Raw genomic sequence first — 12,952 nt, forward strand, 5'->3', positions numbered from 1 at the left:
ATTTAATGTTAGTAATCCGTTGTTTTATGAATTTATAATATCATATTGCTCCAATATCTGCCGATGTAACGGGTGGTCTGCGGTTATGGAAGTATAACGCGTCAGCGCCACACCCAGCCCTTCGTTGCGGATCACCTGCTGAAGCTCGACTGCCTCGGGGTCTTCCGTAATATCAAATTTACAGGCAGCAGCCATTCCTAACGCCAGATGATCCGTCGGAATGCCATACTCCTGCGCTTGGAGCGCGGGACGTACAAGACGGTCATTGGGAGACAGCTTGCGTAATGGTGAACGTCCGACCCGAGTAACATCGTCTATTAGATTAGGGTTGCGGAAGCGATCCAAAATTTTAGAGATGTACTTCCTATGCTCCTCTTGATCCAAACCGAAGCGCTTCACAAGCACCGCTCCCGTTTCCTCCAGTGACCCTTGTATCGAATCCACCACCTTGCTATCCTTCATGGCCTCCTGAATGGTAGCATAACCTGCGGTATAACCAAGATAAGCTGCCACGCAATGTCCCGTATTTACCGTGAACAGCTTTCGTTCAATGTAAGGCTCTAGATCCTGCACGTACAGGATACCTTCGATTTCTTCATGCTCAGATGCCATTTGCGAACGATCCACCACCCACTCGTAAAAAGGCTCTACCTGCACATGTAACGGGTCCTCGTGTTGCTGGATCGGCACAATCCGGTCTACGGCAGCATTTGGAAAATACACCGAAGCCTCAGCCTTGGCACGGGTCGCCTCATCTAATAGCGCAAAAACATGCTCTTTCAGTTGCGCACTACCTCCGATTGCATTTTCACAGGCAATCACATGCAGCGGCCTCGCTCCTCTCTCTACCCGCCGCTTGATTCCTTCCGCAATACCTGCTGCTATGTGCTTGAGGATGCTGACCCCTACCGCGGTCGTTACCAGATCTGCGTGGTCTACTGCATCGGCTACAGCCGCTGCATCCTTGCCGTCAATCGCCGTCACATTCGTGACCAGCTCCGTATCCTTTGTATCATTGGCTAATTCTACGGTGTATTGTTTACGACGGCGTAACTCGGATACAAGGGTGTCGTTGACATCTGAAAAAACAACCTCATAGCCTGCACGCGACAGAATCAATCCGATAAAGCCGCGACCGATATTTCCTGCTCCAAAGTGGACGGCTCTCATAGCTCCAGCTCACTTTCGAACAGATCTATAATTTCCTGTGGGGTCACCGCATTGCGAAGTTTATCCATATTTTCTTCCTCCGCACACACCACAGCGATACTCGTCAAAATCTCCATATGATCGCCGCCTTGTGCTGCAATGCCGATTACCATGTATGCTTTTTCTCCCCCAAAATCTACGCCTTGCGGAAACTGGACGATGGAAATGCCTGTGGATTGAATAAGCGTCTTGGATTCCTTGGTGCCATGTGGAATAGCCAGCCCGTTCCCGATATAGGTGGACACGATCTCCTCGCGTTCCAGCATCTTGTCAATGTACTCACTTGAAATATGTCCTGCATCCAGCAGGATTTGTCCAGCCATACGAATCGCCTCATATTTGTCTTTGGCGGTTGCATTCATTTTTACTTTGTCTATCGTCATAATACTCACGGTAGGTTCCTCCCTGTCCCTAATTTACTGTGTAAAAATCCAGCTAGCTCACTCGATATATAATTGACAATATGATCCCTGCTACCGTGTTCCAGTAGCGTAACCATGTCTTCCTGCAAGAGTAATGCACTAATCTCGCTCAATACCTCCAAGCTTTCTCTCGGCAGCTCACGAGGTCCCAACATGAGCAGCACGCATTCTACCTGTTCGCCTGTATCCGCCAACAGCGGCTCTGCCAGCTTATACAAGGTAAGCGAAGGTTTGCGAATATAGTGGCTACGCGTATGAACTAAAGCAATGGAGGTATCAGAGATCACCTGACTACCTTGGCGCTCTCTTTCCATGAGTTGTGCAGCAACCGCAGAAGGCTCTGTAACATTCCCCCGCCCCGCCTCCAACATGCATATAGCCTCTACGGTCGCCGCCATATCCATCTCCTGATTTTCCAGCGGGTACACTTGAAATTGCTGTACAATGTGTACAATTTCATCGAGACTTTTCCGCAGACCGGTAAGCCACTCCATGTCCTGACCGGGCTGAACGACGTGTTCCTGCTGATGGTCATCAGGATGATTGAGTGTAATATGCTGGATAAATTGACGCAGGCGATCACTCTCCTCCTGCGTCAGCAGCGGGCTGATCTTAAGATAGCGATCTGGTTCAAGCGGTAGCTCTACTGTCGAAATGATCAGATCATAATCCTCCTTGGGGATCCGCGCCGCCTCGTACCATGAGGCCCTATCCACAATTTTGATCTGTGGCAGCTCTTTGGCGAGCCTTGTTGCCAGAAGTCTGGATGAACCAATGCCGCTCGTGCAGACTACGATGGCCCGCACCTCCCGCCGCAATTGTCGCAGCCGCTCCAGCGAAGCGCCGAAATGCATGACGAGAAATCCGATCTCTTCATCAGGGACTTTCATTTCTGTCATGTCCGCCGCAGCCTTTTTCACTGAGTCGAATAAGCTGCTGTAATCCTTGCGGATTTGCTGAAGGAGGGGATTACGAATCGACTTGCCTTCCTTCAAACGTTTGAATACCGGAGCCATATGGGCAATCAGTCCTTCACGCAGAACACGGTCCTCTTCCAATGGCGTGCCTGTTTCTTCCTCCACACGACGAATCAACTCATGAACCGACTCCAGCAGTACAAGATCATCGAGCGGCAGCAGCCGGGTAGAATGATCCTCGGCATCACGGAACAGCAGCCTGAAATAAGATCGTTCCGGGTCCGGAAAGTTAATATCCAGCGCCGCTGACAATTCTGCGCATATGCGTTCTACCATAGCTGTACGCAGCATGATATTCTCATCCGAATCTGTTTTTAAATAGGAGAGAAGAGGATCCATAACATACCCGAGTCGTAGACGTGCCAGCGAAACGCAAATCTGAATCAGCAACTCCATATATTTGCTTTCCACCATGTTTTCCAGCCACTTTTCATGGGGCTGCCAGAGGGCCTTTTCCACGATCAGCAAGTTCCCTCTGCCAATCATCTCCAGCAATTTGTCGGAGACACGAGTCACAGAACGAACCTCTCCCTGGCTGGAAAACAGATCAGATTCATCCAAATGTTCGAGGGCCAGCTCGGAAATCGCCCGTCTTTTGTCTATCTCCCGTCCGGTAATCTCGACACCATATCCCCGTCTGCGGACAAGCACGAGCCCTCGATCTCCGATCCAGTCTTGTAATTCGTCCAGATCATGACTGACCGTAGTTACCGTGACTTTCAGATCTGAAGCCAGCGCCAGCAGCTTGATCGGCTCCCGTGTATCCAGCAGCATGCAGAGAACCACGATCTTTCTCTCCTCAGCCGAATATTCGTCTGGATTCGTATACAGCAATTGCTTTCGCAGGCATACAAGCTGAGCTGGGTCTGCATCTATACAGATACCAATCCCTGACTTTTTCTCCAGCTTCACCTCATGAGTTGCCAGCCAATGCTCGACTGCGCCCAGTTCCCGATGAACCGTCCTTGTGCTGACATTGATCTTCGTGGCAATTTCCCCGGCAGTAACCTCTTTGGACTGCTCCAGAAGATATTCCACGATGTCACGTTGTCGTTTCGTAATATTCATAAGCGCATACCGTTCCTTCCCAAGCTCATCCCTCCAGCAGGAGACGTACACTGCATACAGTCCGCCTGACTATGACGGGGATTAAGAATCGGATTTCAGACGTTCAACCAGCGCTTCGTATTCAGGACTCTTCAGAAAATTGTCAATGGAAATGTGTTCAGCATTCGGGACTACTGTTTTAGCCCGGTCTGTCAACGTTTTTTGCGTAATGACAATATCCGCATCCTGTGGAATTTCACTGATTGCCGTATTCGTAACTGTTACGCCTACGCCCGCCTGCTTCATTTTTTTGCGTAAAATCGAGGCACCCATCGCGCTTGAACCCATACCTGCATCACAGGAAAAGACAATCTTGTTCACTTCGGATTTATCCTTGAGCGTTCGATCTGCGACAATCTCGGCAGCACGATCAGATTCGTGGTTATCTTCCATTACAGTGGCGTTAGCACTGGCACTCTTGCTTTGATTTTTCATATCTTTCAGGCGAGATGCAGCTTCCTCCAGCCCCTCTTCTTGTTGCTTACCTGTCTTGAGTAACACTGCTGCAACAGCAAAGGATACGACCGCAGCAGCGATCACCCCGCTCAGCATTGGCAAATATCCACCTTTTGGCGTCATTAGAAAATAGGCGATGATACTACCCGGTGAAGGAGCAGCAACCAGTCCGGCACCTGTCAACATGAAACAGAAGGTTCCCACAACACCGCCAGCTATAGCTGCAAGAATCAGAATCGGCTTCATCAAAATATAAGGGAAATAAATTTCATGAATCCCGCCGAAAAAATGAATGATGACTGCGCCAGGAGCTGACGACTTCGCAGAGCCTTTACCGAACAGACAGTAGGCCAGCAAAATACCAAGCCCCGGCCCAGGGTTGGATTCCAGCATGAACAGTACGGATTTGCCTGTTCTTGCAGCTTCCTCCAACGCAATCGGACTCAATACTCCGTGATTCAGCGCGTTGTTTAAAAATAATACTTTTCCGGGCTCAATAATGAGGTTGACAAGCGGCAATAGCCCCGCGTTCACGAGGAACTGTACCCCTGCCGACAACACTTGACTGATCATTTGTACAACCGGGCCGATCGCCACATGGGCAAGCAGTGCTAGAATGGCACCGATAATCCCGGCCGAAAAATTATTGACCAGCATTTCAAAGCCTGATCTGACTTTGCCTTCAATGGCCTTGTCGAACTTCTTCAATATCCACGCAGCCAGCGGACCAGCTACCATCGCGCCCAGGAACATCGGGATATCGGCTCCTACTATGACACCCATCGTCATGATGGCACCGATCACACCTCCACGCTGTCCGTGAATCATCGTGCCCCCTGTATAACCAATCAGCAGCGGCAACAAATAATTTTTCATCGGATCAACCAACTGTGCAAAACCTTCGTTCGGGAACCATCCGGTCGGAATAAAGAGTGCCGTAATCAACCCCCACGCAATAAAGGCTCCCATATTGGGCATAACCATACCGCTAAGAAAACGGCCAAAACGCTGTACGGCGACACGAGTGCCTCCTTTTGAACTTGGCTTTGCGTCCAATGTACTCATATTCAAATCCTCCTTGTAGGTAAGCATCACTACCTTTTCTTAAAATTCATACTAAATGACAGCGCTATCTTCATCAACGAAATGAAAACGTACTTTCGTCATGAACGTTGATGACAACATTTAAATTTAAATTATCCAGGAAGATATTATACCTGCATAATTCTTCTTAATATGACCTGTAGCTATAGAAATTAGTCGAAAAACCGCGCTGGATTATGTATGATTCCTATATGGGGACAACCCACTATATCAGAACAACACACGTAATTACGTTTTCAAAAAAAGACAAAAAAATAGCCGCTACGTCAAATCATAGCGACTATTTTATACAAAAATCGAGCAAACTAACGATGCTCTTATTCAATTAAAAATCAATATAAAATTCCGAATAACACGCTATTATTTCATGCTGCATTGCTCTATTTATTACTCCGAAATCAACTGCTCATACTGATCCGCCGACAGTAGTTTGCCCAATGATTCCTCCACATCTTTATCCATCTCTACTTCTACCATCCAACCTTTGTCATATGGAGATTCATTCACTAGCTCAGGTGTACCTTCCAGCGCTTCATTCACTTTTAATATGGTTCCCGTCACCGGAGCAAAAAGGTCGGATACCGTCTTCACCGATTCAATCGTACCGATCTCCGCTCCCTGCTCAATCGTTACTCCCGCCTCAGGTAATTCTACAAAAACAATATCACCCAGTTGGTGCTGTGCAAAGTCTGTAATACCAATCCGCACCGTTCCATTCTCTGTCCGCTGAACCCACTCATGTTCGTCTGTATACCAAAGTTGCTGCTTCACTTCACCCATTCTGTTCCCCTCACTTCCATATGAATAAAATCGCATTTGCTCACCTGTATTAGACAGGTTAAGATTATGACAATAAGAACACTCATGTCAATAATACTAACAAAAATACTTCATATTACCTCCTATAGCGCTCTATATAAAAATATAATAATTTATAACAAACGCTTACATATCCTTATTTATATATTAAATGTTTTTTCTATTGTTTTTGATGACATTTTTATTGACATTTTGAATGAATTTGCGTATTAATGGGTTATAGCAAATACTTTGGGAAACACCCGACAACTGCAAACGCGGATGAACGCAGAGGGAGAGACTGCCAAAAAGATTCGCATAGCTGTTGCCGCTTGTGAGACAGTTGTGCACGCGAATCGGATCAAGTTGTTATCTGCAAAGCCAGGTAATATACTGCTGATCCCGAAGGTAGCGCCGAAGGAGTAAGCCTGCATTGCAGGTGAATCTCTCAGGCAAAAGGACCTCTGCCGGACGCATCTCTGGAGAGCATTCGCTATTGGAGCGGATCACCCAAGAGGAAACCCGGTACATACCGGGGTAACTTTCTGGTATCAAGGACAGAGCTGAAAAAAGAGTATAGACTGCTGTCTATACGTTTTTTTCGGCCTGTCTTTTTTGTTTAGCCGATTACACCGGATAGGAGTGGAAACATGACTAATTTGCGAAAAACACCGCTATATTCATCCTACGGGACGCAGTCTGGGGTTCGTTGTATTGACTTTGGAGGCTGGGAGCTCCCCGTTCAGTTTAGCGGCATTCAAAAGGAGCATGAGGCCGTCCGGCAACGTGCGGGTTTATTCGATGTATCGCATATGGGTGAGTTTTTGGTTGAAGGCAAAGAGGCCGAAGCTTTTCTACAAAGGGTGACCACGAATGATGTCAGCCAGTTGGAACCAGGTCAGGCACAATATTCACTCCTGTGTTACCCCGATGGAGGTGTAGTAGACGACCTGCTTGTTTACTGCAAAGGACCGGAACGCTACATGCTCGTTGTGAACGCCTCCAACATTGATAAGGATTGGGATTGGTTACTTCGTCATGTGCCTGCATCCGTTCACATGGAGAATGTGTCTGATGCAATAGCATTGCTGGCATTGCAGGGACCGGAAGCAGCACGTATTGCCGCAGCCGTGGCAGATACGGATATTACGAATCTGGCATCTTTCCACTTTCATGAGAACGTGCCATTGTTCGGAGCAAAAGCACTCGTCTCACGAACCGGATATACGGGCGAAGACGGTTTTGAATTTTACGTACCTGCCGCGGAAGCACCCGCCGTATGGGAGGGTTTGCTTCGTTCCGGTGAGTCGTATGGGCTGATTCCCGCTGGACTTGGTGCTCGGGATACACTACGCTTTGAGGCTCGGTTGCCGCTATACGGACAGGAGTTATCTGCCACAATTTCACCACTCGAAGCCGGTCTGGGTTTCTTCGTCAAGCTGAATAAAGGAGATTTTATCGGTAGAGAAGCACTTCAGCGTCAAAAAGAACAAGGGGTTCCTCGTAAATTGATCGGGCTAGAAATGATGGACCGCGGTATCCCACGCGCCCATTATCCGGTATTCGCAGAAGGACAACACATCGGTGAGGTCACAACGGGGACTCAGTCGCCCTCCTTGAAGCGTAATCTGGGCCTCGCCTTGGTGGACAGTCGTTTTAGCGCCCTCTCCACACCACTGGAGGTTGAGATTCGTGGCAAACGCCTGCGTGCCGAGGTGGTGGCAGCCCCCTTTTATAAGCGCCCACGCTGATCTTAAACTCTCCTTATTTCTATAAAGCAAACATGTCAGATATGTATTTCCGGGTTTTCATCTCACACTTTTTTATTAGCTCATTTACGGATTTAAAATTTTGCTTTTCGAAAGGAGCCAGAACCTATGAAGCAGCATCGTTATCTCCCTATGACTGAACAGGATCAAACCGAAATGCTGCGTGTGGTCGGTGTATCATCCATTGATGATTTATTCAGTGACATTCCAGAGGCCATTCGATATCAAGGGGAACTCCCTCTTTCTTCTCGACTCGATGAGAAAGCCTTAACCCGCCACTTGGCCGAGCTGGCTGGACACAACGCCAATACAGACACACATGCCAGCTTTCTTGGCGCAGGAATTTATGATCATCATATTCCGTCGGTCATCCAGCACATCACTTCACGCTCGGAATTCTATACAGCCTACACCCCCTATCAGCCGGAAGTAAGCCAAGGCGAGCTACAAGCCATTTTCGAATTTCAGTCGTATATTTGCGAATTGACGGGCATGGCTGTAGCTAATGCCAGCATGTACGACGGAGCGACTGCACTGGCGGAAGCGGGCTCACTGTCCGCCGCAGCTACCCGCCGTAAACAGCTTATCGTATCGAGGTCCGTCCATCCAGAGGCACGTCAGGTATTGGCAACCTATGCACGCGGATTGAATTTGGACATCGTGGAGATCGGCTGTTCGGACGGTGTAACGGATGCTGATGCGTTAGCGGCGGCCGTATCGGAACAGACCGCGGCTGTTTTGGTCCAAAGCCCCAACTTTTTCGGAGCCGTGGAAAATCTACAGCCGATGGCTGACCTCATCCATGCACACAAAGGTCTTTTGGTCGTCAGTGCCAACCCACTGGCACTTGGCTTGCTGGAGACACCCGGCAAACAGGGCGCGGATATTGTGGTAGGAGACGCGCAGCCACTTGGCATCTCCTCTTCTCTCGGCGGTCCGACCTGTGGATACTTTGCCGTTTCTCAGGCACATATGCGCCGTATCCCCGGCCGTATTGTGGGTCAGACCACTGATCGCAATGGTAAACGCGGCTTCGTGCTGACCTTGCAAGCGCGCGAACAGCATATCCGCCGCGAAAAGGCCACCTCTAACATTTGTTCCAATCAAGCGTTGCTAGCTTTATCTGCATCTGTATACTTGTCTGTTATGGGTAGACAGGGGATCAAGGAAGTAGCCGAGCTAAATTTGCATAAAAGCCGGTATGCTTTAGAGCAATTGCTGAGCTTGAAGGGCGTAACTGCCTCGTTTAACGCACCGACCTTTAACGAGTTTGCCCTGAGACTGCCTGAGGGTACAGATATGAGCAGACTCCAGGCCGAGCTGCTAGCTGCTGGATTTATCGCTGGCTACGATTTGGGCCGGGACTATGAGGAACTTGCTGGTCACATGTTGATTGCCGTGACGGAGCAAAGAACCAAAGAAGAGATTGACCAATTTGTGCACACCTTGGGGGGATTGCTATGACACATACCGGACAGGATCAGAAACAAGAGCTGTTAAAGGAACACGATCAAGCGCTCATTTTTGAATTGAGCCGTCCGGGTCGCATCGCCTATTCCCTTCCCGAGTGCGACGTTCCCCGTCGCCCGGTGGCAGAGCTTTTGCCAGACTATGCGCTGCGCAGCGAACCTGCAGCATTACCCGAGGTATCCGAAGTAGACGTTATTCGGCATTATACCGCCTTGTCCCGGCGCAATTTTGGCGTGGACAATGGATTTTATCCGCTCGGCTCCTGTACGATGAAATACAATCCGAAGGTGAATGAGGATGTCGCCCGATATACAGGCTTCGCCAAAATCCATCCATATCAGCCCGAGGAGAGCATCCAGGGTGCCATGGAGTTGCTGCATACGCTCCAAAATGATTTGGCTGCGTTAACTGGCATGGATGCCGTCACGCTTCAGCCCGCCGCGGGCGCCCATGGCGAATGGACCGGGCTGATGATGATTCGCTCATACCACGAAGCACGTAGTGAGCGACGTACCAAGGTGCTCGTGCCGGATTCGTCGCACGGAACGAACCCCGCCAGTGCAACCGTCGCAGGCTTCGAAACAGTCACCCTTCCTTCCACCCCTGAGGGGCTAGTGGATCTGGATGCGCTGCGTCAAGCCGTAGGCAACGACACTGCTGCGCTCATGCTGACCAACCCGAACACGCTTGGGCTGTTCGAGAAGCAAATCACTGACATTGCTGCCATCGTGCATGACGCGGGGGGTCTGCTCTACTATGACGGGGCGAACTCCAACGCCATCATGGGGATTACCCGTCCCGGAGATATGGGCTTCGATGTAGTGCATCTCAATTTGCACAAAACGATGAGTACCCCGCATGGTGGCGGTGGCCCCGGCGCTGGGCCTGTCGGCGTAAAGCAACGGCTCATCCCTTATTTGCCCAAGCCGCTTGTCGCACGGGATCCACAGGGGGTGTACCACTGGGACCGGGAACAGGGAGATTCTATTGGACGGGTTAAAGCCTTTTACGGAAACTTCGGCATTCTCGTCCGAGCCTATGCCTATATCCGCAGCTACGGTCCTGATGGCTTGAAGCGAGTGTCCGAATGCGCTGTACTCAATGCCAATTATATGATGCATCGGCTCGCTCCACATTTTGATCTGCCCTACCCTGGACATTGCAAACACGAATTCGTGATGTCGGGGCGAGGCTTGAAAAAATTTGGAGTGCGCACGCTTGATGTAGCCAAACGGCTGCTTGATTTCGGCTACCATCCACCTACAATTTACTTTCCGCTGAATGTAGAGGAGTGCATCATGATCGAGCCCACGGAAACGGAAAGTAAGGAAACACTTGATGCTTTTGTCGACACTATGATTCATATTGCGCGGGAAGCAGAAGAGAACCCTGAGCTGGTGCTCAATGCACCATATACTACTCCAGTCACACGATTGGACGAAACTACCGCAGCCCGCAAACCTGTACTGAATTGCTCATGCAGTTAAAACAAATTCTACTTAAAGCATGCAAAAAAGCCGGTATCTAATTAGATACCGGCTGCTGTATGTACACAGCAATTTTTTGTTGGAAAAAGATATAACCTTTGAAATGTAATACCCTTCCTTAGCCTTCGATGCTTTGAACCAATTCAACAACCTGTTCTGCTGTTTGCATGTCCAGAGCTTTTGTAGCCAGTTTTTCCATGTCCGCACGGGACAACTTGGAAATTTGACTACGTGCTGGCAGAATGGAAGTGGCGCTCATACTGAACTCATCAAGTCCGAGACCCAGCAGCAACGGAATTGCTGTTGTATCTCCTGCCATTTCGCCACACATACCAACCCAACGTCCTTCACGGTGAGCAGCATCAATAACCATTTTCACCAGACGTAGAATGGATGGATTGTATGGTTGATACAGGTAAGAAACCCGCTCGTTCATGCGATCCGCTGCCATTGTGTATTGAATCAGATCGTTTGTACCGATACTGAAGAAATCTACTTCTTTTGCGAATTGGTCAGCCAATACCGCTGTAGAAGGAATTTCTACCATGATGCCCAGTTGAATTTCTTCGGATACGGATACACCCTCAGCTACCAACTTTTCCTTTTCTTCCAACAAAACAGCTTTAGCTTCACGGAATTCGTTCAGCGTAGCAATCATTGGGAACATGATGCGCAAGTTACCATGCACACTCGCACGCAACAAAGCACGCAATTGAGTGCGGAAAATATCCTGGCGATCCAGACACAGGCGAATAGCACGGAATCCGAGGAACGGATTCATTTCTTTCGGCAGGTCCAGATAAGGAAGTTCTTTGTCACCACCGATATCCAAAGTACGGACTACAACCGGTTTACCTTCCATTCTTTCCAGAACGGTTTTGTACGCTGTATACTGTACTTCTTCGGATGGAAGCTTATCGCGTCCCATGTACAAGAACTCCGTACGGTACAAGCCAACGCCTTCACCACCGTTGTCCAGGACACCAGCTACATCATTAGGCGTACCAATATTGGCTGCCAGTTCGACATGGACACCATCGACAGAAACCGTAGCTTCGCCGCGCAGCTTGCGCCACTCTTCGCGTTGCTTGTCGTATGCCACTTGTTTAGCACGGTATTCTGCAACAATCTCTTCGGTAGGGTTCACGAATACGTGACCATCCAAACCATCAACGATAATCAAATCGCCGCTTTTAGCTTGAGACAATATATTTTTCGTTCCCACAACTGCAGGAATTTCAAGTGAGCGAGCCATAATAGCCGAATGCGAAGTACGTCCGCCGATATTCGTTGCAAAACCTTTAACAAATTCACGGTTCAGCTGAGCTGTGTCGGAAGGTGTCAAATCTTCTGCAAGCACAATCGTTTCTTCGGCAATTTCTGCAGGACTAACAAAATGAACACCAAGCAGGTGATTCAGGATCCGCTTGGTTACATCACGCATGTCCGATGCGCGTTCTTGCAAATAGGCACTTTTCATGTTTTCAAACATGGAAATGAACTGTGTAGCTACTTCATTCAAAGCATAGTCAGCATTAAGCTGCTCGTCTCTGATTTTAGCTTTAACCGGATCGATCAATTCAGGGTCATTCAAAATGAGCAGGTGAGATGCAAAAATTTCTGCTTTTTTCTCTCCCAGTTCCTTAAGCGTTTTCTCCTTAATCGATTCCAATTCGGTTTGAGATTGTGCCAAAGCCGCATCCAATCTTGCGATTTCAGCTTCAACATCACCAACCGCGCGTCTCTCTACAGCGTAATTCGGATGCTCCAAGATAAACGCCCGGGCAATGGCTATGCCTGCCGAAGCGGCAATCCCAGAAATCTTAAGCATGAACTTCGCCCAGCCCTTCGTTGACGATTACATTTTCAAGAGCTTTCAGTGCTTCGGCAGCTTCAGCGCCTTCGCAGATAATGTTAATAGTATCGCCTTGTTCCAGACCCAGAGACAATACACCCAGAATGGATTTCAAAGTTACTTTTTTACCGTTAGCTTCGGCAAAAGATTCAGCACCGCTGAATTTGTTAGCTGTATTTACCAGCGCAGTTGCAGGACGTGCATGGATACCGTCTTCATCCGTAATTCTAAAAGTTGTTTGCATAATTTGTTCCTCCCACTTTCCTAAAGATAATATTTGTTTACACGCAGTATACCG

The 12,952-nt window shown here is 48.8% G+C and carries 10 protein-coding genes and 1 riboswitch; of the genes, 3 read left to right on the top strand and 7 right to left on the bottom strand.

Annotation, left to right across the window (positions count from 1 at the left end; all coding sequences use genetic code 11):
• Positions 1-24: 24 nt before the first annotated feature.
• The 5 genes from NSS94_RS18125 to gcvH all read right to left on the bottom strand — a co-directional run bounded on the left by NSS94_RS18125 (position 25) and on the right by gcvH (position 6,055).
• On the bottom strand, positions 25-1,170 hold the full coding sequence (locus tag NSS94_RS18125) for a mannitol-1-phosphate 5-dehydrogenase (RefSeq protein WP_069012488.1): 1,146 nt from the start codon (positions 1,168-1,170) through the stop codon (positions 25-27).
• Positions 1,167-1,601, bottom strand: coding sequence for a PTS sugar transporter subunit IIA (locus tag NSS94_RS18130; protein ID WP_069012487.1), 435 nt, complete (start codon positions 1,599-1,601; stop codon positions 1,167-1,169). The genes NSS94_RS18125 and NSS94_RS18130 overlap by 4 nt, the downstream gene beginning before the upstream one ends.
• Entirely contained in the window at positions 1,598-3,676 is a 2,079-nt protein-coding gene (locus NSS94_RS18135) for a BglG family transcription antiterminator (RefSeq protein WP_069012486.1), read from the bottom strand. The genes NSS94_RS18130 and NSS94_RS18135 overlap by 4 nt, the downstream gene beginning before the upstream one ends.
• An 81-nt stretch (positions 3,677-3,757) precedes the next feature.
• A complete protein-coding gene (locus NSS94_RS18140; protein ID WP_340956525.1) occupies positions 3,758-5,236 on the bottom strand; it encodes a PTS mannitol transporter subunit IICB in 1,479 nt (492 codons plus the stop codon).
• A gap of 426 nt (positions 5,237-5,662) precedes the next feature.
• Positions 5,663-6,055 carry a glycine cleavage system protein GcvH gene (gcvH, locus tag NSS94_RS18145; protein WP_069012484.1) on the bottom strand — a complete coding sequence of 131 codons (393 nt, stop codon included), beginning with the start codon at positions 6,053-6,055 and terminating at the stop codon, positions 5,663-5,665.
• A 392-nt stretch (positions 6,056-6,447) separates the two neighbouring features.
• Positions 6,448-6,547: riboswitch (glycine riboswitch) on the top strand.
• 176 nt (positions 6,548-6,723) lie between these two features.
• Between gcvH and gcvT the strand changes: the two genes are divergently transcribed.
• The 3 genes from gcvT to gcvPB all read left to right on the top strand — a co-directional run bounded on the left by gcvT (position 6,724) and on the right by gcvPB (position 10,799).
• A complete protein-coding gene (gcvT, locus tag NSS94_RS18150; protein WP_340886200.1) occupies positions 6,724-7,824 on the top strand; it encodes a glycine cleavage system aminomethyltransferase GcvT in 1,101 nt (366 codons plus the stop codon).
• A gap of 126 nt (positions 7,825-7,950) precedes the next feature.
• On the top strand, positions 7,951-9,306 hold the full coding sequence (gene gcvPA / locus NSS94_RS18155) for an aminomethyl-transferring glycine dehydrogenase subunit GcvPA (protein ID WP_029515700.1): 1,356 nt from the start codon (positions 7,951-7,953) through the stop codon (positions 9,304-9,306).
• Positions 9,303-10,799: an aminomethyl-transferring glycine dehydrogenase subunit GcvPB gene (gene gcvPB / locus NSS94_RS18160; RefSeq protein ID WP_341039853.1), complete on the top strand. Its 1,497-nt coding sequence runs from the start codon at positions 9,303-9,305 to the stop codon at positions 10,797-10,799. Before gcvPA ends, gcvPB begins: the two co-directional genes overlap by 4 nt.
• A 118-nt stretch (positions 10,800-10,917) precedes the next feature.
• Here the strand turns inward: gcvPB and ptsP are convergent, their stop codons facing one another.
• Positions 10,918-12,630: a phosphoenolpyruvate--protein phosphotransferase gene (ptsP, locus tag NSS94_RS18165; RefSeq protein ID WP_029515702.1), complete on the bottom strand. Its 1,713-nt coding sequence runs from the start codon at positions 12,628-12,630 to the stop codon at positions 10,918-10,920.
• Complete coding sequence (locus NSS94_RS18170) at positions 12,623-12,898, bottom strand: HPr family phosphocarrier protein (RefSeq protein WP_013372579.1); 276 nt, start codon at positions 12,896-12,898, stop codon at positions 12,623-12,625. The genes ptsP and NSS94_RS18170 overlap by 8 nt, the downstream gene beginning before the upstream one ends.
• Positions 12,899-12,952: the final 54 nt, after the last annotated feature.

Source organism: Paenibacillus sp. FSL L8-0644 (genome assembly GCF_038008165.1).
Classification (GTDB): Bacteria; Bacillota; Bacilli; order Paenibacillales; family Paenibacillaceae; genus Paenibacillus; species Paenibacillus polymyxa_D.